General features: G+C 62.8%; 12 protein-coding genes. 5 read left to right on the forward strand and 7 right to left on the reverse strand.

Annotated features, from left to right (window positions below; translation table 11 throughout):
• Window positions 1-4: 4 nt before the first annotated feature.
• The gene (locus tag FJD34_RS10530; protein WP_065943698.1) at window positions 5-1,942 is read right to left on the reverse strand and encodes a bifunctional 5-dehydro-2-deoxygluconokinase/5-dehydro-2-deoxyphosphogluconate aldolase; all 1,938 of its coding nucleotides are present in this window, start codon (window positions 1,940-1,942) and stop codon (window positions 5-7) included.
• Between the two features lie 241 nt (window positions 1,943-2,183).
• Here FJD34_RS10530 and FJD34_RS10535 point away from each other — a divergent pair, with 241 nt between their 5' ends.
• The 3 genes from FJD34_RS10535 (at window position 2,184) to FJD34_RS10545 (ending at window position 5,274) form a co-directional block, all read left to right on the forward strand.
• Window positions 2,184-3,095 carry a MurR/RpiR family transcriptional regulator gene (locus FJD34_RS10535; RefSeq protein ID WP_032861090.1) on the forward strand — a complete coding sequence of 304 codons (912 nt, stop codon included), beginning with the start codon at window positions 2,184-2,186 and terminating at the stop codon, window positions 3,093-3,095.
• Window positions 3,096-3,224: 129 nt separating this feature from the next.
• Window positions 3,225-3,908, forward strand: a complete 684-nt coding sequence (locus FJD34_RS10540) for a response regulator transcription factor (protein ID WP_032861091.1) — start codon at window positions 3,225-3,227, stop codon at window positions 3,906-3,908.
• Entirely contained in the window at window positions 3,886-5,274 is a 1,389-nt protein-coding gene (locus FJD34_RS10545; protein WP_090290834.1) for a sensor histidine kinase, read from the forward strand. The genes FJD34_RS10540 and FJD34_RS10545 overlap by 23 nt, the downstream gene beginning before the upstream one ends.
• 26 nt (window positions 5,275-5,300) lie before the next feature.
• Here FJD34_RS10545 and FJD34_RS10550 read toward each other — a convergent pair whose 3' ends face one another.
• From FJD34_RS10550 to FJD34_RS10565, 4 genes are all read right to left on the reverse strand, one after another.
• Complete coding sequence (locus tag FJD34_RS10550; RefSeq protein WP_229752086.1) at window positions 5,301-5,735, reverse strand: SRPBCC family protein; 435 nt, start codon at window positions 5,733-5,735, stop codon at window positions 5,301-5,303.
• 115 nt (window positions 5,736-5,850) lie between these two features.
• Window positions 5,851-7,170 (reverse strand): Nramp family divalent metal transporter, encoded by a 1,320-nt coding sequence (locus FJD34_RS10555; protein WP_032861093.1) that lies wholly within the window; start codon window positions 7,168-7,170, stop codon window positions 5,851-5,853.
• 38 nt (window positions 7,171-7,208) lie between these two features.
• On the reverse strand, window positions 7,209-8,765 hold the full coding sequence (locus tag FJD34_RS10560; protein ID WP_032861094.1) for a DUF726 domain-containing protein: 1,557 nt from the start codon (window positions 8,763-8,765) through the stop codon (window positions 7,209-7,211).
• A gap of 168 nt (window positions 8,766-8,933) precedes the next feature.
• Window positions 8,934-19,538 (reverse strand): autotransporter-associated beta strand repeat-containing protein, encoded by a 10,605-nt coding sequence (locus FJD34_RS10565; RefSeq protein ID WP_090290833.1) that lies wholly within the window; start codon window positions 19,536-19,538, stop codon window positions 8,934-8,936.
• 314 nt (window positions 19,539-19,852) lie between these two features.
• Between FJD34_RS10565 and FJD34_RS10570 the strand changes: the two genes are divergently transcribed.
• Both FJD34_RS10570 and FJD34_RS10575 read left to right on the forward strand, forming a co-directional pair.
• The gene (locus FJD34_RS10570; RefSeq protein WP_032861096.1) at window positions 19,853-21,661 is read left to right on the forward strand and encodes a monovalent cation:proton antiporter-2 (CPA2) family protein; all 1,809 of its coding nucleotides are present in this window, start codon (window positions 19,853-19,855) and stop codon (window positions 21,659-21,661) included.
• A gap of 73 nt (window positions 21,662-21,734) precedes the next feature.
• On the forward strand, window positions 21,735-22,319 hold the full coding sequence (locus FJD34_RS10575) for a DcrB/PsbP domain-containing protein (RefSeq protein WP_065943695.1): 585 nt from the start codon (window positions 21,735-21,737) through the stop codon (window positions 22,317-22,319).
• A gap of 47 nt (window positions 22,320-22,366) precedes the next feature.
• Here the strand turns inward: FJD34_RS10575 and FJD34_RS10580 are convergent, their stop codons facing one another.
• Together FJD34_RS10580 and nosP are read right to left on the reverse strand one after the other, a co-directional pair.
• Entirely contained in the window at window positions 22,367-24,628 is a 2,262-nt protein-coding gene (locus FJD34_RS10580) for a hybrid sensor histidine kinase/response regulator (RefSeq protein WP_223232697.1), read from the reverse strand.
• Window positions 24,597-25,760: a nitric oxide-sensing protein NosP gene (gene nosP, locus FJD34_RS10585; RefSeq protein ID WP_090290831.1), complete on the reverse strand. Its 1,164-nt coding sequence runs from the start codon at window positions 25,758-25,760 to the stop codon at window positions 24,597-24,599. The genes FJD34_RS10580 and nosP overlap by 32 nt, the downstream gene beginning before the upstream one ends.
• Window positions 25,761-25,820: the final 60 nt, after the last annotated feature.

Consider the following 25,820-nt stretch of genomic DNA (forward strand, 5'->3'; position numbering starts at 1 on the left):
GTGTTTAAACTCTGGAGCTGCGCCAAGCCTGGATCAATTGCTCGAAGATCTGCTGCACTTGCTGGATCAACGTTTCGTCGTCAATTTCACCCGCCAGCCACGCCCTGCTCGGCTCCTGGAAGATCGTGCGGCCCACGGCAAACCCACGGCAGGTCCGGCTCTGGCCCGCCTGCTGGAAGCCCTCGGCCAAGGATTGCGCCGGAGCATTGAGACCCAGCAATACCACGCCCCGGCAATAGGGATCGCGCTCCTCGATCAGCTCATCGAGCTTGCGCCACTGCTCGGCAGTCTGCGCCTCGATCTTCCACCACGCCGGGTAGATGCCCAGGTTGTACAAGCGCTTGAGGCTGCGATAGAGCACATCCGGGTAGGTCGAAGGATGATCCTTGGGTGGCACCACTTCCAGCAGCAGTTCATGGCCGCTGGTTTGCGCTGCCTGGTACAGGCCCTTGAGCTGGGCTTCCTGCTCAAGGCGCAGCAACGGCTCGTCGTCGGGGTGAAACTGCACCAGGCACTTGATGATCTGCTCCTGGGGCCAGGCGATCAGGTTGCTGCCAATCGAACGGCCATGCTCGAACGCCAACGGCCGCGAGCCCTGGACCTCTACCGGGCGCGCGACCCACCAGCCACGGCCGGTGGCGGCGTTCAGCGCATCCTGGCCAAAACGCTGGTCGGCCAAAATGCCCACATCGGCCTCGACGCCCTGCTCGCGCAGCTTGCCTTCGACACGCTCGACCGCCTGGATAAACAGCTGCTTGATCGCGCTGATCCGCGCGGGGTCCTGGCCACCTTTTTGCGCCAGCTCCACCAGTTGCCAGCGATGATCGAAGGCAAACACAAACAGTTGCTTCCAGTTTTTGCGCGGCACGCTGACCTGATGCAAACGTTGCAATACCGGGTCCAGGTCCGGCCGGGTGATGGGCACCGGGCTGTTGAACAGGTATTCGAGTTCCGCCGGGGTCGGCATTGCCGGGGCGCAGGCATGGCGCGACACCACCAAACCGCCGCAGGCATTGGCCAACTGGCAGCAACGCTCATCACTGGCCTCGTTCAGCCAACCACTGAGGAAACCCGCCATAAACGCATCGCCGGCCCCCAGTACATTGAGCACTTCGACGCGCACGCCAGGGTAAATCGCACCGTCTGCCAACCGTGCCGGGATCTCGCCGTGGATCACCGTGCAACCCTGCGGGCCGAGCTTGACCACCAAGGTCGCCGTCGTCAGGCGCCGCACCGTGCGCAAGGCGCTGAGCAGATCCGCACTGCCGCCGGCAATCAGGAACTCTTCTTCGGTGCCCACAATCAGGTCGAAACGCCCGAGGATGCCCTGCACATGCTGGCTGACATTCTGGTCGGCGACAAAACGGGTCTCGCCGTCGGCCTTGCCCGCCAGCCCCCAGAGCACCGGGCGATAGTCGATATCCAGCACGCGCTTGACGCCGTGCCGCTCGGCGTAATCCAGGGCCTGGAGGCTGGCCTGGTACACGTCGCCGGTAGAAAAATGGGTGCCGGTGATCAGCAGCGCCTTGCTGCTGGCAATAAAGGCTTCGCTGATATCTTCGGCACGCAGGGCCATGTCCGCACAGTTTTCGCGGTAGAACACCAACGGGAAGGTTTCGCGGTCCTTGAGGCCCAGCAGGACCATGGCGGTCAGGCGTTGTGGGTCGACGGTGATGCCACTCACATCACAGCCTTCACGCACCAACGACTCCACCAGGAAACGCCCCATGTGATCGTCGCCGACCCGGCTCAACATCGCCGACCTGAGCCCCAGTCGCGCCGTGCCAAAAGCGATATTGGCGGAAGATCCACCCAGGTACTTGGCGAAGCTTGAGACATCCTCCAGCCGCGCCCCGACTTGCTGCGCGTACAGGTCGACGCCCAGGCGCCCGAGACAAATCAGATCCAATTGACGCCCACTGGCAAAACGAGTCTGGCCCATGCTGGCTCCTGTTATTTTTATCAGCCCGCGCCTGCCGTCAAAACGGCGACGCTCTTGGTGGATGCAGACTAGGACGTCCGGCGCCATCAATCAATATTTATTCTATAAATATTTTATGTGGAATATATTTTCCATTAAGGTATTTTTTGGTGCCTTCCCTGTAGACTTGCGCCCATTGACCTATTGTCAGGGGCACCGTGCCTGTCACCTGCCCTGTAAGAACAAGCCAGAAGGATTGCTTATGTCCCGCACCGATCAGCAGTCTTGCGCCGAGACCGACGCTCTCGCCAATCCTCCGATCAATGCCGAACGTCTGTTGCAGTTGATCACCGACGAATACGAAAGCCTGCCCCGCCAGCTCAAGCGCATCGCCAGCTACATGAGCCAGCAGAGCGATCGGATCATGGTCGACCGCATCAGCGATATCGCCCGGGAATGCGAAGTCCACCCGTCGGCCATCGTGCGTTTTTCCCAGCGTTTTGGTTTCAGTGGCTTCAGTGAAATGCAGGCGCTGTTTCGCGAGGCGTATACCCACAAGACCACGCCGGTGCAGAACTACCAGCAGCGCATCCGCAGCATGATCGCCAACAAGTCGCAGAAAGCCAGCGGCGGCGACCTCGCCCGCGAGTGCGTGAGCGCCACGCTGTCCGGCATCGAGCGCCTGGGCCTGGAACTGGACGACGCGGCCTTCGAGAAAGCCGTGGACCTGGTGGTCAACGCCGACAATATCTACGTGGTTGGCGTACGCCGCTCGTTTGCGGTGGCCGACTACCTGGTCTACAACCTGCAACACACCAACAAGCGCATCCACCTGGTCTCGGGCCTGGGCGGCAGCTACCGCGAACAGATGCGCAGCGTACGCGCCAATGATCTGGTGATCGCCATCAGCTTCACGCCCTACGGCAAGGAAACCCAGCACTGCCTGCGCATCGCCCAGCACCACCAGGCCAAGACGCTGATCATCACCGACAGCAACCTGTCGCCGCTGGCCAAGCGGGCCAACGCGGTGTTACTGGTCAATGAAGGGTCTTCGTTCGCGTTTCGCTCGTTGAGCGCAACGCTGTGCCTGTGCCAGGCGTTGTTTATTGCCGTGGCGTACCGGCTGGAGCTGAAGGTCGATGAGATTCACGAACAGGTGGGGTTCGACGACTAAAAAGGCCTGCGCCATATTCCACATTTTGACCGAGGTGGCCCTGAGAATTGCCTACATGAATTTTCTTTTAGAAACCTCACTATCATTTCTTGGCAAAATGCTTCACTCCAGTTTGACCAGGTAGCCCCCATGACCCGTATTTTGACCATCGAAGACGACGCTGTGACGGCCCGCGAGATCGTCGCCGAGCTGAGCAGTCATGGCCTGGACGTGGACTGGGTAGATAACGGCCGCGAAGGCCTGAGCCGGGCCGTCAGCGGCGATTACGACCTGATCACCCTCGATCGCATGCTCCCGGAGCTCGATGGCCTGGCCATCGTCACCACCCTGCGTACCCTCGGCGTGTCGACGCCGATCCTGATGATCAGCGCCCTTTCCGACGTGGATGAACGGGTCCGCGGCTTGCGGGCCGGTGGGGATGACTACCTGACCAAACCCTTCGCCTCCGACGAGATGGCGGCCCGGGTCGAGGTGCTGCTGCGCCGCAACAATGCGGTGAAGGCTGCGCAAACCGCACTGCGCGTGGCCGACCTGGAATTGAACCTGATCAGCCGTGAAGCCAGCCGCGCCGAGCAGCCTTTGAGCCTGCTGCCCACCGAGTACAAGCTGCTGGAGTTCTTGATGCGCAACACCGGGCAAATCCTCTCGCGGATGATGATCTTCGAGGAAGTCTGGGGTTATCACTTCGACCCGGGCACCAACCTGATCGACGTACATATCGGCCGCCTGCGCAAGAAAATCGACCCCCCGGGCCAGACGCCGCTGATTCGCACGGTACGAGGCTCGGGCTATGTCATTGCTGAACCCGTCTAACGGCTGGCGCTCGTCCAGCAGCCGGTTGCTGGCGCTGTACAGTTCGCTGTTCGTGGCCTGGAGCTGCATCCTCATGGGGGTGTTGTACTACGAGGTCTCGGGATACCTGGGCGACCTTTCGCGCCACTCGTTGATGCAACGCCAACACCTGTTCCAGCGATTCGAGGGCGCACAACTGGATGAAGCCCTGGCCACCAGCATGACCTTCGACATGAAGGGCATCGACGCCTACGGCCTGTTCGATGGGCAACAACGCCCACTCAGCGGCCCGATCCAGCAGATTCCAGCAGGCTTGCCCCTCGACGGGCGCATCCATGCCTTGGCCAACTGCATCGAGTCGGATGACCCGAAACTGCCCCTGGGCAGTTGCGACGCCGTGGCGACCCAGACCCAGGATGGCCGCTGGCTGGTGCTGGTACGCGATAACGGCTCATTGCTGGGCGTGACCCGGATCATCCTGCAAGCCCTGCTTTGGGCGATCTCCCTGACCATTATCCCCGGCGTCGCCGGCTGGCATCTGCTGCGCCGGCGCCCGTTGCGCCGGATTCGCGCAATCCAGGCCAGCGCCGAAGCCATTGTCGCCGGCGACCTGACCCATCGCCTGCCGCTGTCCAACCGTCGTGACGAACTGGACATGCTGGCGGCCATCGTCAACGCCATGCTCGGGCGCATCGAAAAACTGATGAACGAGGTCAAGGGCGTGTGCGACAACATTGCCCATGACCTGCGTACCCCGCTGACCCGTTTGCGTGCGCAGTTGTACCGGATCAAGCAACAGGCCGATGAACACTCGCCCCTGGCCTTGCAACTCGATGAAGTGATCAACGAGACCGACACGCTGATGGCGCGCTTTCGCGGCTTGCTGCGCATTTCCGAACTGGAAGACCGGCAACGACGCTCCGGCTTCCTGGTGTTCGATCCCCTGCCGTTGCTTCAGGAACTCCATGACTTCTACCTGCCGTTGGCGGAAGAAGGCCAGTTAGCGCTGCTGTTGCAGGTCCCCGAAGCACTGCCGCCGATTAATGGTGACCGCGCGCTGCTGTTCGAAGCGCTGGCCAACCTGCTGAGCAACTCGATCAAGTTCACCCCGCCGGGCGGCGAAGTGATTGTGCGAGGGAGCAACGAGGCTGGCAGTACGCGCATCGATGTAGTGGACTCCGGCCCAGGAATTCCAGAAGCAGAACGGGCCGCGGTGTTCCAGCGTTTTTACCGGGTCGATGACGGTCAGCAACAGGGCAGCTTTGGCCTGGGCCTGTCGATTGTGGCGGCGATCATCAACCTGCATGGCTTTGGGCTGGAAGTCGGCAGCAGCGAGCGCGGCGGCGCGCGACTGACCCTGCAATGCCGCCCAAAAAACCCACTGTAGGCGCCGGCTTGCCGGCGCCTACAAGGTCAGGCCGGGAAATTTTTGCGCAAGGCCTCGACACCACCGGTATAAACGCCGCTGAACAGCGCTTCGACCTCAGCCTCGGTCACACCGGCGATCGGGGTGAACACACCTGACCAAGTGACTTTGGCCGAGTGTTCACCCAGCGCTTCAACCTGCAAGGTCGCCAGATACGCGCTCACCGGGAACGGCGATTCACTGATCGTGTAACTGTAGGTGCGCGCAGCGTTATCAAAGGTCTGCAGATGCTCGACCACCACCGCGCCATCCACGGTTTGCAGATGACGCACACGCCCGCCTTCGCCCGGTTCGCTCTTGGCAATCAGGGGCAGCCAATCGGGCAACGAGTTGAAGCCGCCGACCAGGTGCCAGACTTCGTCGGCCGAGGCCGGGATTTCAATAAAAGCAGCGGCTTTGGCCACGATAAAACTCCACAACATGAGGAAAAGGGAGGCCAGCTTACGCTGCCTGTCGGCGCTCGTGCCATTGGTGGGTGGCCCACCGCCTCAAGCGAAGAAGTTTGCACGCACCACCTATCTTACCGGGACCGCTGAATCAGAACAGCCACTGGCCGATCAGCCAGGCATTGGCGCCGCTGATCACGCTGAACAGACTCCAGGCCAGGATCCTGGTGGGCAGGCGATTGACGAAAGGCCCCATCAATTGCCGGTCGCCGGTCATGCGGATCAGTGGATACAGGGCAAAGGGCAACTGCAGGCTGAGCACCACCTGGCTGAGGATCAGCAACTTGCCAATGGCATCGTCCCCCATCAACCACACCCCGAGGAACGCCGGGATCAGCGCCAGGCCACGGGTGATCAGGCGGCGTTGCCAGCAGGGAATGCGCAGGTTGAGGTAGCCCTCCATGATCACCTGGCCGGCGATGGTCCCGGTGAAGGTCGAGCTTTGCCCGGACGCCAGCAAGGCAATGCCGAACAGGATACTGGCGAAGGCGCCGCCCACCAGCGGATCCAGCAGATGGTAGGCATCCTGGATCTCCACGACCTCGGTATGGCCGGTCTGGTGGAACGCCGCAGCCGCCAGCACCAGGATCGCGGCATTGACCAGCAAGGCCAGGGCCAGGGAGCCGATGGTGTCGATGCGCGCCAGTTTGACCGCATCCTGGCGGCTGGCCAGGTCCTGGCCGAACAGGCGGGTTTGCACGATGGACGTGTGCAGGTACAGGTTATGGGGCATCACCGTGGCCCCGAGGATGCCGATGGCCAGGTACAGCGGCGCGGCATCGCTGATCGCCGAGAGCGACGGCGTGAAACCACGCAAGACGTCCGGCCAATAGGGTTTGATCAGCACCAGCTCGACGAAGAAGCACACGCCGATGGTCGCCACCAGCGCCAACATGATCGCTTCCAGGCGCCGGAAGCCACGGTTTTGCAGGGCCAGGATCAGCAACGTGTCAAACGCGGTGATGACAATGCCGGTGGTCAGCGATACCCCCAGCAGCAGGTGGAACGCCAGGGCGCAGCCGAGGACTTCGGCCAGGTCGGTGGCGATGATCGAGATTTCCGCCAGCACCCATTGCGTGCGCGCGGAGCGCTGGCTGTAGCGTTCGCGGCACAACTGCGCCAAGTCCTTGCCGGTGGCGATGCCCAGCCGTGAACACAGGCACTGCACCGCCATCCCCGCCAGGCTCGCGAGCAACACCACGAACAACAGGCTGTAGCCATAGCGCGACCCGGCCTCGATGGCCGTGGCCCAGTTGCCGGGGTCCATGTAGCCGATGGAAATCAGCAGGCCGGGGCCGGCAAACTGCAGCACCCGTTTGAAAAACGACGCGCGGGGATCAACGGGGATGGTGCCCGCCACTTCTGGCGGGCAGAACGGGGCAGTGGCAATTTTCGGCAGGCTGAATTTCACGCGGGGTACCAGGCAGACACACAGGACAAGGACGCAGCTTAGCAGTCCGGCGAGACCGTGCGCATCAGCGTTTCCCGGGGCAGGTCAAAGGCCTCGACCACCTGCACCACCAGGTCCATTTCCTGATTCAGCGCCTCACGCTCCATGCGCTGGCGAATCACCCCCAGCACCAGCACCGCCAGGGTCGTGATGGAATACGCCGGCCCGGAAAACGCCCGCACCCCGCTCACCAGCAGCATGGCCGCCGCCAGCGCCTGCCCCACCACCGGGATCGCCGTGGCCGCACCTCGGCGCAGGATAAACCCGGTCAGCCCGGCCAGCGCCGTACCGCTCAAGGCGGTAGTGGCCGAACGAGCGACATCGAAACGGTTGAAAAACCCCTGTTCCTTTTGCGCCGCAGCCCTGAGTTCGGCCTCGAACACTGCGCGGTCGGCCAGGCTGAGTTTATCCTTGTACTGCTCGATCAGGGTCTCGGCGACCCGCTCTTCGAGGCTCACCAGGGCCACACTGTCGATGGGCTGGTCAAACTTGAGACCGACGCGCAGGGCCACGTCCTGGGCCAATTGGCGATAACTCACCCCGTGCCCACGGGCCAGGTTCATAAAGCTGTCACCGCCCATACGCTGCAACTCGATAGCCAACTGCAATGGGTCGCGTACCTCGGCTTCGATGGTCGCGCTGCGCTTGGCGGCCATCAGCTCGGCGAGAAACTGCAGCTCTGGCGCCCGTGCCTGGCGCAGCACCGGGAACAGGTCCACGTCTTCCTCGGCAAAACGCACCTCGGCACTGCGCTGGTCCGCACGGATCATGCCGCGGCGCTCGTGCAGCAAGTCGGTGTACTGCACCACGGTCTGCAACTGCGGCCAGTAGGCAGCGTGGTCGAAAGTGACCAGATGCACGTTGGTCACTTTGCCCTTGAGGGATGGCGTCAAGGGAATCGCATAGCGACCAATGCAGCGCTCGGTATCCGGCTTGAGCGCCAGGGCCCAGTCCTTGCTGGAATGGCAGTTGATCACCCGCCCCTTGAGCGGCGCCGACACCTGCTCCCAGGGGCTGGAGGTGCAAATTGCGCCGCCCATCAACAACAGGTGATTGAGCGGCAGTTCCCGGGCCAGCTCGGGGCTGGCCAGCAGGCTCTTGACCAGCAGGCGGGCGCCCAGGGAATGGCCGATCAGGTTGATCTGGCGCACCTCGATTGACTCGGCGTGCAGGTAGTTGGCCAACTCCACCAGCAGTGTCCTGGCCACTTCGTCCACCCGCGCTTCGACACTTTTGTAGTGATCGAGAAAATAGCCCACCGCCTTGCCCAGGCCCACGGTCGCCGCGCCCAGGGTGCCGCCGCCGAGCATCGAGGCGATGATGTCCTTGAAGGGGGCGAACAGGTTTTCCAGGAAATGCCCGGCCGGCCAGAACAGCATCAGGTTGGTCGAACCCTCGATCGCCGCCAGTTGCGCCTGGAAACTGGCCAGCTGTTGCGGGTTGAAAAACGCGGAATAGCCATGGACATAGAGATTGAGCACCTGTCCCCGGGGCTCGCCGCACAGCACGAACGAGGGCTTGCGGGTGCGGTGCATTTCATCCCACTGGTGTTGCATGAGGCGGTGGCTCCTGGTGACGACGGAGGAGGATGGTAACAAGATTGCGAAATCCAATGTGGAAGCTGTCGAGCCCCCACAAGGGATTCGCACAGCGCTCATATACCCCGTGTGCCCTGATCCACAAAAAAACCGCCCTCACGGGCGGCTTGAAGAACTCAGCCTTGATCAGAAGCCGAGGGAGAAACTGATGGTCATCGCATGGTCCTTGTCATTGCGTGACAACTGGCCCGAGTAACCCAGTCCCAGTTTGCCGTTAGGGCTGATCTGGTAATCCACGCCCGCTTCCACTACCGCGCTGTCCTTGGCAATCGGCACGCCTTGGGTGCTGAAGGATGCGCCACCGTTGATAAAGCTCAGGTCTGCATCCGGCTTGCTGTCACCCAAGGCATGGCGCCAGCCGATGCTGCCCCGTGGGGTGATGCTCGAACCGTTGCCCAGGCTGATGGTTTTACCCAGGCGCACGCCAAGGGTGGAGAACGTGATGTCCTGGTCGGCATCACCTTTGAGCGCGGCCGAACCGCCTTTTTCCTTGAGGGTGTCGCTGTCGTAGTTGACGTAGGCCAGGCCTGCGAACGGTTCCACGGCCAGGCCGCCAGCCTCAATGGTGTAACCGACTTCACCGAACACTTGCGCACTGCGCGCCTTGTAGTCGGCTTTCAGGCGTTGGCCCTCGGTGCCCACTGCCACGTCACGTTTGCTTTCGATGTCGTGCCAGGTGTAGCCCACACCCATGCGCGCAGCGAAAGCCTCTTGCTGGTACGCGGTGTAGGCCATCAGGTGGTAGCTGTCGACATCGGCACTGGAGTTACGGCGCTTGGCGTCCAGGTCGCTACGGGTATAACCAGCAGCGATACCGGCACGCCAGGCGTCGTCCAGTTGCTTGTCAGTGCCCAACAGGAAGCCGCTGAGGTTGCGATCCAGGCGCGCGGTATCGCTGTCGCCGCCCAGGTGGCCCCAGGTACCGAGGACGCGCATCCAGCCAACCATTTCGCCGTGGCAACCGGCGCTGCTCAGGCGGTTTTCGCTGGGTGCCAGACTGTTCCGCGGATCGTCCTGGCGGTAGCAACCCGGTTGACGCATGCGCTCGTTGACCGCGTCACGCACGTAGCGCGAGTCTTCAAGCATGGCGCTGGCGGTGCTGGCATGGATCTCCCCCGACAGGCTGTCGAAGGCCGCCCGCGCGCTGGCTGCATTGCCGGTCAGCAAGGCATTTTGTATCGCACTGCCGCCCACTGCCACACCGCTGCCCAATGCCGTGGCAACCGCCCGCTGGTTGCCGGTGGCCGCCACGCTGGCGAAGCTGGTGGTGTTGCGGCTCACAGCCAGCGCCACCTGGTTCGGGCTGTAGTTGAGGGCCGTATCGAGGAACGCCAGGTTCTCCAGGTTGGTGTTGCTAAAGGTGCCGGTCACGCCGCCGGCTGCCGTCAACAGGGTGTAGGTGGTGGGCCCGGTGTAAGGCACCAGGTTGACCACATTCAGGCTGCCCGCCAGGTTCGCACTACCGCCGACCGCCAAGGAGCCGGCCACCGATGGCGTAATCACCAGGTTAAGGGTGCCGTCGACAGCATTGGTGAAGTTGCCGGCAACACTGAGCTTGCCACTGTCGGGAGTGACCACGCCGTGGTTGACCAGCGAGCCGACGCTGCCATTGCCACTCAGGCCTGCGCCATTGGCGACGGTCACCTGGCCGCCCAGCACGGTCCCCGGGTTGCTGGCATTGCCCACTTGCAGCAGCCCCTGGTTGACGGCCACTGCACCGCTGAAGGGCTGGTTGCCGGTCAGCAGCAGGCTGCCGCTGCCCTGCTTGACCAGCGTGCCGGTGCCGGTCAGCGTGCCGTTGAACTGGCCATTGCTGTCTTGCTGGAACATCAGGTTCGCGTTGTTGGTGATTGCCCCTTGCAGGCTCGTGGTGTTCCCCGCCAACGTCCCGCCGCTGACAATGGTCCCGCCGCTGTAGGTGTTACTGCCGGTCAGCAACAAGGTACCTGCGTCGACTTTATTGATCCCTGCGCTACCCACCAGGGGCGCCGAGATTTCTGTGGTCACCCCGGCATTGATGCGTATCGCCGCCAGGCTGCCATCTGCGGCATTGGTGGGGCTGAGGCTGCCACCGGTGCCAGCGACCAGGGAGTAGCCGCTGTCCAGCACTTGCAGGCCGGTGAAGCTCTGGTTACCCGCCACGGTCACGGTCCCGCCCTGCCCGCCAAACACGGCGAACTGGTTGTTCGAGGCCTGGCCCTGGGTGCCGGTAGGATCGGTCCAGTTGGTGCCAGGGCCCCAGGTGCCGCTGCCGCCATGCACCGTGCCGTCAGGGCTGGTGGTGCCGCCGTTCCAGAACTGGATCTGCCCAGGCGTGGTTTGCACCAACAGGTTGAGCTGGTTGGCCAGCGAGGTTTGCAGGCTCAGTGCGCCCGGCACAATCCCGGTTGGCAATGTGCCCAACAGCAAGCCGTTGTCGGTCAGGCTGCCGCCGTAGCGGAACAGTTGGTAGACGCCGACGCCAAACCCGCCGGCGTCGCTGACATTGAGGGTGCCATCCAGGGTCAGGTTGCCGGCCACGTTGACCACCGTGGTCGATGAGCCCGGTGCGCCGAGGGCGAAGTCCAACCGCGTCCCCGCAGACAATGCCAGGGCTCCCACCGACAGCGGCGTCGCAGCCCCGGCAGTGAGTGTCGAACCGTCAGCCATGTTCACCGCTCCCGCCAGTTGCCCACTGCCACCCAGCGAGGCGCCGTTGGCGACTTGCACGGCAGCACTGTTCAAGGTGCCGTTGACCACCAGGCCGCCGGCCGTGACGTTAGTACTGCCGGTGAAGCTGTTGTTGCCGCTCAGCAACAGATCGCCAGTGCCGGTCTTGGTCAGCGAGCCGCTGCCTGTAAGGTTGCCGGTGTAGGTGCCATCGGCATTTTGCTCGAAGGTCAGCGCCGCGTTGTTGGCAATCGCCCCTTGCAGGCTGCTGGTGCTGCCCGTGGTGCTGCCGCCATTGAGAATTGTCCCGCCACCATAGGTGTTGGTGCCGGTAAGCAACAGCACACCATTACCGCTTTTCACCAGGGCACCGGTACCGCTGAGCGCGCCACTCAAGGTCAAGTCATTGCTGCCCAATAGCGTCAACTGCCCCCCCAGGGTAATGGCATTGGCCAGTTGCAGGGCGCTGCTGCCATCCAACTGTGCAGCGCCGCCTACGCTCAGGGCACCATTGCCCAGCGCAGCGTTGTTGCCAAGAATCAACTGCCCGGCGTTAAGGCTGGTGCCGCCGATGTAGGTGTTGACGCCATTGAGGGTCAGGCTGGATGCCCCGGTTTTGACCAGGCTGCCATTGCCACTGACCACCCCATCCAGCGTCAGGCCGTTGGCCCCGCCCACGGTCATCACGCCGTTGAGCAGCGCGTTGTTGCCCAGGGTCACAGCCGTGTTGCTGGCCAGGGTGGTGCCGTTGGCGGCGGTCAATAGACCCGTCCCCAGGGCACTGTTGTTGCCCACCACCAGCGTGCCGCCATTAAGGGCGGTGCCACCGGTGTAGGCATTAGCGGCGTTGAGTACCAGGGTGCCGCTGTCCAGTTTGGCCAGGGTACCGCTGCCATTGAGGGTTACACCGAGGGTCGCGGTGACGTTGGGGTCGACCCGCACTGCGGTGTTGCCAGTGCCGCCATTGACCAGATTCAACTGGCCGGCGGTACCGGCCACCAGGTTGTAACCGTCACTGACAAATTGCATGCCCGTCAGGCTTTGGCTGCCGTCCACCGTGACCGTGCCTGCCGCGCCCTGGAACACCGCAAACTTGTCGCTCCAGTTCTGGTTGAGACTACCGTCGACATTCGCCCAATTGGTGCCACTGCCCCAGGTGCCGTTGCCGCCTTCGATAGCGCCGTTGCCGATCAACTGGCCACCGTCCCAGAATTGCACGCTGGTGTTGGGCGCGATCACCACCAGGTTGACCTTGTTGTTGACCGCGGTTTGCAGTTGCAGGTCATCGGCGATCACGCTGGATGGGAGGGTACCGAGGGTCAGGCCATTATTGGTCAGGGCCCCGCTGTAGTTGATGAGGTTATAGACGCCCGTGCCAAAACCACCGAGGTCGCTGACATTGAGGTTGCCGTCCAGAGTCAGGTCGCCGCCGACATTCAGCAGCCCGCTGCCGCCACCGACTACCGGTACGCCAAGGCCCACATCCAGGTTGGCATTGCCTCCCAGCACCAGCGAGCCCAGCGTCAGCGCACTGCCGCTGCTCAGGCCCAGATGGCCGCCATCGGCCACCGTCACCGCACCCGCCAAGGTGCCACCACCGGTCAGGGTCGCACCGTTGTTGACCGTCACGCTGCCGCTGGCCAGGCTGCCGGCCACGTTGAGCGTGCCGCCCGTGACGCTGGTCGCACCGCTCAGGCTGCTATTGCCAGTCAGGTCGAGGGTGCCGGTGCCAATTTTATCCAGGGCACCGCTGCCGCCCAGGCTGCCGCCGAAGGTGTTATTACCGCCGACGGTCAGCGTATTGCCCACCGCCACTTGCAGCGCACCATTGCCGGCCAGAGTGTTGAGCGTGGCGCTACCGCCCAGGTTAAGGGTTGCACCGCTACCCACCGTAACCCCGGAAGTGTTGCCCAAGGCGCCGGCGCCGACCGTGGTCAGCGTACCGCCCAGCACATTCAACGGCCCGTTTAACAGGTTGTTGCCACTGAGGGTCAGGCTCGCCGTGCCATTTTTGATCAGCGCAGCGTTGCCGGCCAAGATGCCGGACAGGGTCAGGTCGTGGCTGCCGGCGACTGTCAGGTCGGCATTGAGGTCGATGGCATTGGCCAGCACCAGTGGTGCACTGTTATCCAGGGTGGCCACACCGCCTACGCTCAAGTTGCCGCTGCCCAGTGCAGTGCTACTGCCGAGGGTAAGCGTACCGGCGTTGAGCAATGTACCGCCGCCGTAGTTGTTGGCGCCATTGAGGCTCAGGTTGGCGCCACCGTTCTTGATCAACTGCGCGGCGCCGTCGACTATCCCGGCCAATGTCAGGCCATTGCTGCCGGCCACTGTCAGCGCGCCATTGAGGGTCACGGCATTGTTCAGCGTCACATTCGTGCTGCTATCGAGGGTCGCCGGGCTGTTGACCAGCAAGGTGCCAGAGCCCAGGGAGCTGTCCGTTCCGACGGTCAGGCTGCCCGCATTGAGTTGGGTACCGCCGACATAGCCGTTGCTGCCGGCGAGGGTCAGGTTGCCGATGCCGCTTTTGATCAGGCTACCGGCACCGTTCGCGCTGCCCGCCAGGGTCAGGGCATTGCTACCGCCGATGGTCAGGCTACCATTGAGGTCCACACCATTGGTCAGCACCACGGCTGTGTTGCTGTCCAGGGTGGTGCCATTGGCGCTGGTTAACAGGCCCGTGCCCAGGGCGTTGTTATTGCCGACGATCAAGGTGCCGCCGTTGAGCGCCGTACCGCCCGTGTAGGCGTTGCTGCCATTGAGCACCAGGGTGCCGGTGTCGAGCTTGGCCAGAGTGCCGCCGCCATTGAGGTTCACATCCAGGGTTGCGGTGACAGTAGGATCAACCCGCACTGCCGTGTTGCCGCCGGCGCCATTGAACAGCGTCAGCCCCCCTGCCGTCCCCCCCACTAGGTTGTAGCCGTCGGTGACAAATTGCAGGCCCGTGATCGCCTGCGCGCCATCAACCGTGACCGTGCCGGCCGCACCCTGGAACACCGCCAGGCTATTGGGTGCCCAGCCCTGGTTGAGGCTGCCGTTGATCCCGGTCCAGTTGTTGGCCGCCGCGCTCCAGGTGCCGTTGCCGCCTTCGATGGTACCGTTGCCCACCAGTTGGCTGCCGTCCCAGAACTGCACATTGGTGCTGCCAGTGACCAGCAGGTTGATCTGGTTGCCAATAGCGGTTTGCAGGTCGAGGCTGCCCGGCAGGACGCCACCGGGCAGGCTGCCCAGTTGCAGGCCGTTGTTGGTCAACACGCCGGTGTAGTCGATCAGGCGATAGAGCCCGGCGCCAAATCCGCCGATATCACTGATGTTGAGAGTGCCGTCCAGGGTCAGGTTGCCCAGCACTTTGAGCAACTCGGTGCCGCCGCTGGAGGGTGCGCCGAGGCCGGCATCGAGGTTGGCATTGGCCCCCAGCACCAGCGAGCCGGTGGTCAGGGTGCTGCCGGAGTTCACCACCAGGTGGCCACCGTCGGCGATGTTCACCGCGCCCAGCAAGGTGCCCGAGCCGCCAAGGGTCGCGCTGCTGTTCACATTGACGCCGGCACTGGCCAGTTGGCCATTGACGTTCAAGGTGCCCGCGCTGACCTGGGTGTTGCCTGTCAGCGCGCTGATCCCGGACAGGGTTAGAGTACCGCTGCCAAGTTTTTCGACAGTGCCCAGGCCGGCAAGAATGCCGCCAAAGGTGTTGTTTGCGTTATTGGCACCCAGGCTCAAGGTATTGCCCAGGCCGACCACCGCTGTGCCCGCCCCTGTGAGGTTGGCCAGGCTGGCGGAACTGCCCAGGTTGAAGGTAGTGCCGGACGCCAGATTGATCCCGCTGTTGTTACCCAGCGCACCTGCGCCCAGGGTGGTCAGACTGCCCGCCTGGATATCCAGCAGACCGCTGAAGGTGTTGTTTCCCGACAATGCCAGGTCCGAAGTACCGGTCTTGATCAGGCTGCCATTGCCCGCCACCACCCCGGCCAACGTCAGGTTGTTGCTGCCACCCACGCTCAAGCCGGCGTTGACCGTCAGGTCGTTGGCCAGGACCAGCGGTGTGCTGTTGGCCAGGGTCGAATTGCCCGCCACGATCAGGCCGCCCGTGCCCAGTGCCGCAGCGTTGCCCAGGGTCAGTGTGCCCGCGTTGAGGGTCAGGCCGCCCTGGTAATTATTGAGGCCATTGAGGGTCAGGTTAGCCCCGCCATTTTTGATCAACGCACCCGTACCGCTGACCAGGCCGCCCAGGGTCAGGTCAGCGCTACCGCCAATGGCCAGGTTGCCCGCCAGGTTAATAGCATTGCCGACACTGACGGCGGTGCTGCTATCCAGGCTTGTACCGTTTGCCGCAATCAGCGCACCGCCACCCAAGGCGCCGTTGTTCGCCAGGATCAGGCCACCGGTGTTCAGCGCGGTGGGCCCGAGGTAGGTGTTCACACCGCCCAACGTGAGCTGCGACGTACCATTTTTGAGCAGGCCGCCTACGCCACTGATCACGCCATTCAAGGCCAGGGCATTGCTGCCGGCGACGCTAAGGTTGCCAGCCAGGACCACATCGTTGCCCAGGGTCACGGTTTTATTGCTGGAAAGTGCGGTGCCTGCGGCCGCGCTCAACAGGCCGCTACCCAGCGCGGTATCGCTGCCGACCACCACTGCCCCACCGTCGAGGGAAGTGCCGCCGGTGTAGCTGTTGTTGCCATTGAGCACCAGAGTGCCGCTGTCGACCTTGGCCAGGGTGCCGCTACCGTCGATATTGACGCCCAGGGTCGCGGTGAGTGTCGGATCAACCCGGATTGTCGTACTGCCGATCGCCGTCAGTTGCCCCGCCGTACCGCCCACGACGTTGTAGCCGTCGCTGGCAAATTGCAGCCCGGTGAACTGCTGCGTACCGTCCACAGTGACCGTGCCCGCCGCGCCGGTGAACACCGCAAACCCGCCGGCCCAGGCCGAGTTGGGCGTGCCGCCGATGACTGTCCAGTTACTGCCGCCGACGCTCCAGGTGCCATTGCCACCCTCGACCGTGCCATTACCGGTGATCTGGCTACCGTCCCAGAACAGCATATTGGCCACCGACACCACTACATTCACCTGGTTGGCCGTGGTGACATCCACCAGCACGTCGCCGAGGTTGAAGCCCAGCGGCACACCGGTCACCGTCAAGCCCTGCCCGGCCAGGCTGCCGGTGTAGTTGATCAACCGATAGATACCCGCGCCAAAGGCTCCGCCATTGCTCACATTCAGGTTGCCATCCAGGCTCACATTGCCGCCGATATCGAGGAGTGGCGTCAGGGACGGCGCGCCGAGACTCACATCCAGGCTGGCGCCGCTGCCTACCACCAGCGAAGCAGCAGACAGCGTATCCGCGCTGTTCAAGGCCAGATGGCCGCCGCTGTTGATATTCAGCGTACCCAGCAACGAACCGCCGCCGGTCAGGGTCGCCCCGGCATTCACATCGACGATGGCACTTGCCAGGGTATTGCTCACCTTCAAGATGCCGGCATTGACCTGGATGTTACCGCTAAGGCTGTTGACCCCGATCAGGTCGAGTTCGCCGCTGCCCACTTTGATCAGGTCGCCGCTACCAGTGAGGCTGCCGCTGAACGTGGTGTTGGTGTTGGCGCCGCCTACGGTCAAGCTGTTGTTCAAGCCCACATCGACAACACCCGCACCACTCAAGCCGCCGAGTACACCATTGCCTGCCAGGTTGAGACTGGCGCCGGCGCCGATGGTCAGCCCGGAGTTGGCCCCAAGGGCAGCGGCGCTGCTGGCGAACACGCTGCCACCCTGGATGTTCAAGGCGCCAGTAAAGGTGTTGGTGCCGGTCAGAGTCAGGTCGGCCGTACCATTTTTGACCAGGCCGCCGGCGCCACTGATTACGCCGCCCAGGGTCAGATTTTGGGTGCCGGCCAGGGCAAGGTCGGCATTGAGGGTGATGTTGTTACCCAGGGTGAACACCCCGCTGTTCTCCAGGCTCGCCGGGCCGTCGACAGTCAACGCACCGCCGCCCAGGGCCGCGGCATTGCCCAGGGTCAGGCTACCGGCATTGAGCACAGTGCCCGCCTGGTAAGTGTTGACCCCATTGAGGGTGAGATTGGTCACGCCCTCTTTGATCAGTGGACCGGCGCCGCTGAGTACGCCACCCAGGGTCAGGGCGTTGCTACCCGCCACAGTCAGGCCGGCGTTGAGGACGATGTTGTTGCCCAGGGCAACCGCTGTACTGTTGTCCAGTTTCGCGGCGCCCGCCACGGTCAAGTTACCCAGTCCCAGTGCAGAACTGCTGCCCGCCGTCAGCGTCCCGGCATTAAGGGTCAGACCGCCGAGGAAATTGTTGGCGCCAGTGAGACTCAGGTTGGCGATGCCATTTTTGATCAGGCTGCCTGCTCCGATAACCGGCCCGGCGAGCGTCAGGTCTGCGCTGCCGCCTACCGTGACCGCGCCTGCAAGGCTGACTTGGTTGCTCAGGGTTGCTGCGGCATTGGCATCCAGTGCGGTGCCTGCGGCGGCGTTCAACGCACCGGTACCCAGCGCGCCCGTTGCTCCGACCACCAGGGTGCCAGCGTTCAACTGGGTGCCACCGCTGTAGGCATTGGTATTGTTGAGGATGAGGTTGGCCGCGCCGGTCTTGACCAGGCTGCCAGTGCCGCCGATCTGGCCGTTCAGGGTCAGGTGGCTGATCCCGTCCGCCAGCAGGCTCACCGCGCCACCCAGGGTCACGGCGTTATTGAGGGTGATCTGGCTGTTGCTGACCAGCGAAGTACTGCCCGCCGCCGTCAGCGTGCCGGTGCCCAAGGCACTGCCCGAGCCAAGCAACAGGCGGCCGCCGCTCAATGTGGTACCGCCGCCGTAGGTGTTGGTGCCACTGAGGGTCAAGTCAGCCGTACCGGTCTTGCTCAAGGCCCCCGTACCGCTGAGGTTGCCACCGAAGGTAAAGCCGTTGACGCCCTGTACCGCCAGCCCACTGGCGCCGATCACCACATCATTGGCCAGGCTCAAGTTACCGGCGCTCGCCGCCAGGGTCCCGCCATTGACGCTCAGTAAGCCGCTGCCAAACGTGGCGTTATTGTCGAACTGCACGATGCCGCCATTGAGCGCAGTCGAGCCATTGACCAGTGCCCCTAGCAGGGTCCAGGTCCCGCCATTGATCACCAGGTTGTTGAAGTTGATGTATTGGCCGCTGGATGCGGTGCCCGTCTGGATTGCGGCGTTCACCCCAGCCAACTGGTTATCGAGGATCAGGGTGTTGTTGGTCCCGCCCACACCGCCGTCGACTTTGCCGGTGGGCGCGAACGACAGGTTGATGTTGACCAGCCCACCCAGGCTGATCCCGGTACCGGCATTCACCGCAGACCCGGTAACCGCGGTAAATGTATTGCCACCGCGCCCGGCACCCAGGGAAACCCCACCGTTGAGCGTGCCGGCATTGATAAACGAGTTGCCCACCCCACCGGCGACACCTGACGCCTCAAAGCCGATCCGACCCGTGACGGTGCCACTGTTGGTCATATTGACCTGGGAGCCCCCCTGCACCACCACGACAGTTGCCTCGTCAGGTTGCAACACGGATACACCAATGCTGGAGGCGCCGATGATGCCGCTGTTGTTGAGGGTGGTGGTGAAGCCTGCACCATTGGTAATACTCAGCGCCGCGCCGCCCAGCAACGAGGCCACATCCACCAGGGGAATAGTGCCCTTGATCGTGCCGCTGTTGGTCACTGACACATTGCCTGAGGTTGAGGAGTTGCCAATCACCACACCACTGGTCAAGACGCTCAGGGACAACAGGAAAGCCGGATCAATCACGCCCAGGTTGGTCAGCGATACACCGCTGCCGGTCAGGCTCAATACCGTGCCCACTAAGCTATTCATCCGCGTTGCGGCCTGGACAGTGACCTGCAGGTCATTGGCCGAACTGGCAAAACTGTTCGCTGGCGTCAGGGGCAGGCTTGGCGCCCCGGTACACGTCACCGTGACACCCACCGTCGTACACGCCGCCAACACCTCGGGGCTCACCAGGCCAACCACCAGCCCGAGCACACCGAGACGAATCGCAAGAGAGAGAGGAGAAACACGAGTTTTAGCGCCAGCAACAAGTCTTCTTTCCACGGGTCACTCCTTCGTGGTCCAAGCCTTTCGTCCGTGAATGCGTAGAAGCCCCATGTAACAGATCCAACACGCATCAAAAGCGAATTACCTGACCGTGATGACAACAATCCTGTTGTCAGAACCGTAGCTGACGCGCGTTAAAGTCATTGAAATAAATGGTATTAATACTTTCGTAAGTGCCCTGTAGGATTTGCACGACATTCAACAGGCGCTGGAGTGAAGCGCCGGAGCTCGGCAAAAATTCAGATTCAACTGCGTAAAAGCGCGCTCTAATAGCGCCCTGTCGATTCGCCTCAAAGATCCTGGAGTAAGCGATGCCCCATGAAGGCAACCTGTTACAAGCGGCCGTGGTGTTCCTGTTGGCCGCGGTGCTCACCGTGCCCCTGGCCAAGCACCTGAAACTGGGGGCGGTGCTGGGCTATCTGTTCGCCGGCGTGATTATCGGCCCCTCGGTATTGGGGCTGATAGGCAACCCGCAAAGCGTCGCGCAGTTCTCCGAGCTGGGGGTGGTGTTGTTGCTGTTCATCATCGGCCTGGAGCTGTCGCCCAAACGCCTGTGGGTGATGCGCAAGGCGGTGTTTGGCGTGGGTCTGGCGCAAGTGCTGTTGACCGCCATGGTGATGGGCGCAGTGGCACTCTGGGCCTTTGGCCAGTCGTGGAACAGCGCCATTGTGCTGGGCTTGGGCCTGGCGTTGTCCTCCACCGCCTTCGGCCTGCAAAGCCTGGCCGAACGCAAGGAACTGAACAGCCCCCACGGGCGCCTGGCCTTTGCGATCCTGCTGTTCCAGGACATCGCGGCAATCCCGCTGATCGCCATGGTGCCGCTGCTGGCCGGCAGCGACCACACCACCACCGCCGCCCAGGACCTGAACCACGGTTTGCAGGTATTGGGCAGCATCGCCGTGGTGATCATCGGCGGCCGCTACCTGCTGCGCCCGGTGTTTCGTATCGTCGCCAAGACCGGCCTGCGCGAAGTGTCTACCGCCACCGCGCTGCTGGTGGTGATCGGCACCGCCTGGCTGATGGAGCTGGTGGGGGTGTCCATGGCCCTCGGCGCGTTCCTCGCCGGCCTGCTGCTGGCCGACTCGGAATACCGCCACGAACTGGAATCGCAGATCGAACCGTTCAAGGGCCTGCTGCTGGGCTTGTTCTTTATCAGTGTGGGCATGGGCGCCAATATCGGCCTGTTGTTCAGCACACCCTTTGTGGTGCTGGGGCTGACCCTGCTGCTGATCGCTATCAAGTTGCCGCTGCTGTACGCGGTCGGGCAGATGGTCGGCGAACTGAACCGCGAGAGCGCAGTACGCCTGGGTGTGGTGCTGGCGGCCGGTGGTGAGTTTGCCTTCGTGGTGTTCAAGATCGGCCGCGACCAGGGCCTGTTCGCCCCGCACCTGTACGACGTGCTGGTGCTGACCATCACCCTGTCCATGGCCCTCACGCCCCTGCTGCTGTTGCTGTGCCCGAAACTGTTCAGGCCCAAGGCCAAGCCGGTGGAAGTGCCAGAAGAGTACCGCGCCATCGAGAGCGATGCGCCTCGGGTGGTGATCGCCGGCATGGGCCGTATGGGGCAGATCGTGGCACGGATCCTACGGGCGCAAAACATTTCGTTTATCGCCCTCGACACTTCGGTGGAAACCATCGAGCTGACCCGCAGTTTCGGCGGCATGCCGGTGTTCTACGGTGATCCGCAGCGGCCAGAGATCCTGCATGCGGCGAAGGTCGACCAGGCCGAGTACTTCGTGATCGCCATGGATGATCCCGAAATCAATATCAAGACCGCTGAACTGGTGCGCAACCTCTACCCGCACATGAAGATCATCGCCCGTGCCCGTAACCGCCAGCACGTGCATCGCCTGGTGGACCTGGACGCGTCACCGGTGCGCGAAACCTTCTATTCCAGCCTGGAAATGAGCCGCCGCACCCTGGTCGGCCTGGGACTGAGCGAAACCCAGGCCGATGCGCGGATCAACCGCTTCAAACACCATGACCTGCAACTGTTGACCGCCCAGCACGCGGTGTACGACGACGCGGCCAAGGTGATGCAGTCGGCCCAGGAGTCCCGTGCAGAATTGGCCCGTCTGTTTGAAATGGACCGTCTTGAGGAAGAGTCCGGCAAGGCTTGAGGATGGATCCGAACGAAATTGCGAATTTTCTGACAGAATAGGTCGCAATTTCGTTCACCCATTGGACCACCTCATGGCCATTCTCAGCAAAACCGCCGCCCGCCTGGCCCTGGCGCTGACCATCAGCCTGGGTGCCAGCCCGCTGTTCGCGGCAGCCAAGCCGGCCACTGCGCAACCGGACGACTTCCAGATCGTCTCGACCCTCGACGGCAAATTCACCTTCACCCTGCCCAAAGGCTATGTCGCCGACGCCTTGCCCGCTGGCGCGCAAGCCCAGGGTACCGCTGGCGCCAACGGCACGATGTACATCAACCAGGCGTCAAAAAGCGTGGTGGTCGTGGCCCAGACCCTGCGCAACGACGGCATCGACCTGAAGGACGACGAACCGCTGTTTCTCGATAGCGCGGTTGAAGGTTTCCTCAAGGACGTCGGCACCAGCCTGCCGGACTACAAAAAACTGTCGCAGAAGAAACTGCTGATCAAAGGCGTGGGCCTGCGCCAGATTGATGCCACCGCGAGCATGGGCGGCGGCAAGACCTTGAACTCGACCTTCCTGGCCGGCTCCGGCAACCGGTTGCTGGTGATCCAGGCCATTTCCCGGGCCGAGGACGTGACAGGGCATGGGCTGCTGGTAAGGCAGATTACCAGTGGCAAATAACTCTGCGCCTACAGGGGATATGACACCCACCTGTGATCGCAACAGTGTCAGGGCCGGCCGAGCAAGTGGCTCATGGCTGTCTTGAGCTTCATCGGCCGCACCGGTTTGTGCATCAACGTATGCCCCAACTCGCGGATCTGCAGTTTCAGTTCATTGCTGTAGTTGGCCGTGATCATCATCGCCGGGATCGCGCTGGCCCGCCGCGCATTGATCCTGGCCACCGCGTCCACGCCATTCTGTTCGTCATCCAGGTGATAGTCGGCAATCAGCAAATCCGCCTGGGCATGGTAGTTGTCCACCTGGCGCGCCAGGTCCTGCTCGGACAAGGCCGTCACCACCTGGCAGCCCCAGCCCTCAAGCAGCGTGCGCATGCCGGCGCAGATCGCGGCGTCGTTATCCAGCACCCACACCCGCGCGCCCTGCAAACGCTCCAGCATCGGCTCGCTCATCACCGGCTTGGGCAAAGCCTTGGGCGCGGTGCTGCTCAGCGGTACCTCCACGCTGAACATCGAGCCCCGGCCCGGCCATGAGCGTACGGTGATCCGGTGCCCGAGAATCCTGGCGATCTTCTCCACAATCGCCAGGCCCAGGCCCAGCCCGCGATCCTGATCCGGGCGTTGCACATCACCGCGCTTGAACTCCTGGAAAATCTCCTCCAGACGCTCCTCGGCGATGCCCATGCCGGTGTCCCAGACCTGGATCGACAAGCGCTGATGCTCACGCCGACAGCCCAGCAGCACACGCCCGCTAAAGGTGTAGCGAATGGCATTGCTCAACAGGTTGCGCAAGATCCTCGCCAGCAGTTGAACGTCACTGCGTACCAGTGCCGAGCAACCGATAAAATGCAATTCCAGCCCCTCACTGCGCGCCACTTGGGTGTATTCGGCGGCCAGGTTGTCCAGCAGTTCGCTCAAGGCAAACGGCGCGATATCGGCCTTGATCACCCCAGCATCGAGTTTGGAAATATCCACCAGGGTACCCAGCAGGTTTTCCACATCCTCCAGGGAGTTGCTGACGTTACGCACCAGCGTCTCGTTGGCCACCGGGTCGCGCCGTTCCAGCAAGGCGCCGGTAAACAAGCGCGCGGCATTGAGCGGTTGCAGCAGGTCATGGCTGACCGCCGCGAGAAACTTGGTTTTCGACAAATTGGCCTGCTCGGCTTCCAGCTTGGCCTCAAGCAAGCGCGATTCCACGCGGCGACGCTCGTCGATTTCCTGTAACAACTGGTCGTTGAGCGAGGTCAGCTCGGCCGTACGCTCGCGTACCCGCAGCTCCAGGTTCTGATAGGCCTGGTGCAAGGCTTCGGCGGTGCGGCGGCGCTCGGTAATGTCGCGGATCAGCACAAAGATCCCCACCACTTCGCCACTGGCCAGGCGGTTGGGCACATAGGAGCGCAGCATGTAGCGCTCCTGGTGGTTGCTGTTGGTTTCGGCGAACTCAAAGGTCACGCTCTCCCCCGCCAACGCCTGCGCCACGTAGGTTTCCAGACGCTGGTAATGCTGTTCGCTGTGGGCCTGGCGCAGGCTTTTGCCGAGCATCGCGCCCTGGGGCCAGCAATACCATTGCTCGTAGACTTTATTGGTGAACTCGTAGATCAAGTCGCCATTGAGGTAGGCAATCAACGCTGGCACATGGTCGGTAATCAGGCGAATCCAGCGCTCGCTCTCCTGGGATTTCTGCGCGACGGCTTGTTCTCGGCGCAGGGTCTCGGCCAGTTTGACGTCCGTGATATCCGTAAACAGAATCACCCGGCCGCCGTCCTGGGTCGGCCGTTCGCTGACTTGCAGCCAGCGCCCGTTATCCAGGCGATAGAACAGGGTCTCATCGGCGTGCCCGTGGGCCTCTTCAGTGAACAGACCGTTGACCGTCATCAGCCGCTTGACCTCGCGCAGGCCCATGCCCGCGACAATCTGCACCGGGCTGTTGCTCCAGAACCCCTGGAAGCGGCTGTTGAACAACACAATATGTTGGTGCTGGTCGAACAGCACAAAGGCATCGGAAATGCTCTCGATGGCATCGATCAGATGCTGGTGCGCGGTTTCTGCCCGCAGTCGTGCATCACTCAGCAGATGGTTGCTGGCCTTGAGTTCGGCCATGGCCTGGTTCAACGCATCGGTACGCTCGCGGACCTGCTCGGCCAGCACCACCGAATGCTGGAACGCCGCATAAGGGTCGTTGCCACGGGTGGCACCGGACTCGATGCGTTCGATCAGCGCGGCGTTGATCCGTTGCAGCTTGTGGTTGTCCTGCTGCAGGGCGCTGATCTGCGCCTGCAGTTCAGCGCTGTCCAGGGGGACGACCACGGGCAATGGCGACCCCGGTAAAGGTCTGGTTGATGTGCATGCCATTGAACTGCTCTCCGTAGGTGTTGAACCCCATCACCCGTTGCTCACGCAAAAATGTGCCGATCGACTCCAGGGTACCGTGGTCTTCCAGCTCCAGGCGCCTGAGGAAACAGTCGCAGCCGATGGTCAGCAGCAGGTCGCCAAGGCGTGCTTGCAGGCCGTCGAACAGGGTTTGCAGGTTGGGCAGGATCGGCCCCGGCGTCATGGCGGTGAGGACGATGCCGTTCTCTACCGCACAGTAAAAACTCAGGCTCAGGTCAGCGTGGACCCGCTGGATCGCGCGCACGTAGTACTGGTCGTTGATGCGCACCGCCAGCGGGTGGGCGGCGAAGATCCGGTGATCGAGTTGTTCCACCGCCACGCCGATGTGCCGGGCGTATTCTTCGGCGGCAGGTTCGGCATTCAGTTCGAAGACCCGCCGCGAAGGGCTGTCGGCGCCGGTCACTACCAGTTTCTGCGCCCGGGGCAGGATGTGGTGGGTGGTGAACACTTCAAAATCCAGCCAGGTATTGACCAGCACCACCACCGCCGCGCCGCTGTGAAACTCACCGTCGAAGTACACGTGAGTGTGGGTCAGGTGGTTGTCATCACCCGCCGAGCCGCCAAAATGCGGGATATCGCCCAGAGCCGCACTCAGGGCGGCCAGGACCATCTCTTCACGGCTGGACAGGCCGTCGAGCAGGGTCAAGGCAAAGCTGTTGCCCTTGATCGGCGCCAGGCTGTTGCTGCGACAGCCACCCACCAGGCGCTCGACCATTTGCTGGGCGTCGATCAGGCTGAAGTGTTCCACCTGGTCGATCAATTCGGTAGCGATGGAAAAGTGCGCATGATCAAACCCCACCGCTGTCACGCAATTGCGCCCATAGCCCTGGGGCGTGATTTCGCCGGCACTGGTGCAACCCACCACGCGGACCCCGCCGAAACGCTGCTGCAGGGCCTGGCCAAGGGCCTTTAGGTCATAGGTGGCGGAGCAGAAGAACAGCACGAAACCCAGGTACGGGTGCAACAACTGGCTGGCCAGCTCATCAGCCACCTGCCACGCCTCGCTGGCCTGGGACATGGCTGTGACTACGCCTTCGCTGTGCATCTGTTGCATGGTCATCTCCGCCTTTGAAACTCAAGTGTACGAACGCGCGGGATGGCAACCTATGCTACT

The organism is Pseudomonas brenneri (assembly GCF_007858285.1).
Taxonomy (GTDB): Bacteria; Pseudomonadota; Gammaproteobacteria; order Pseudomonadales; family Pseudomonadaceae; genus Aquipseudomonas; species Aquipseudomonas brenneri.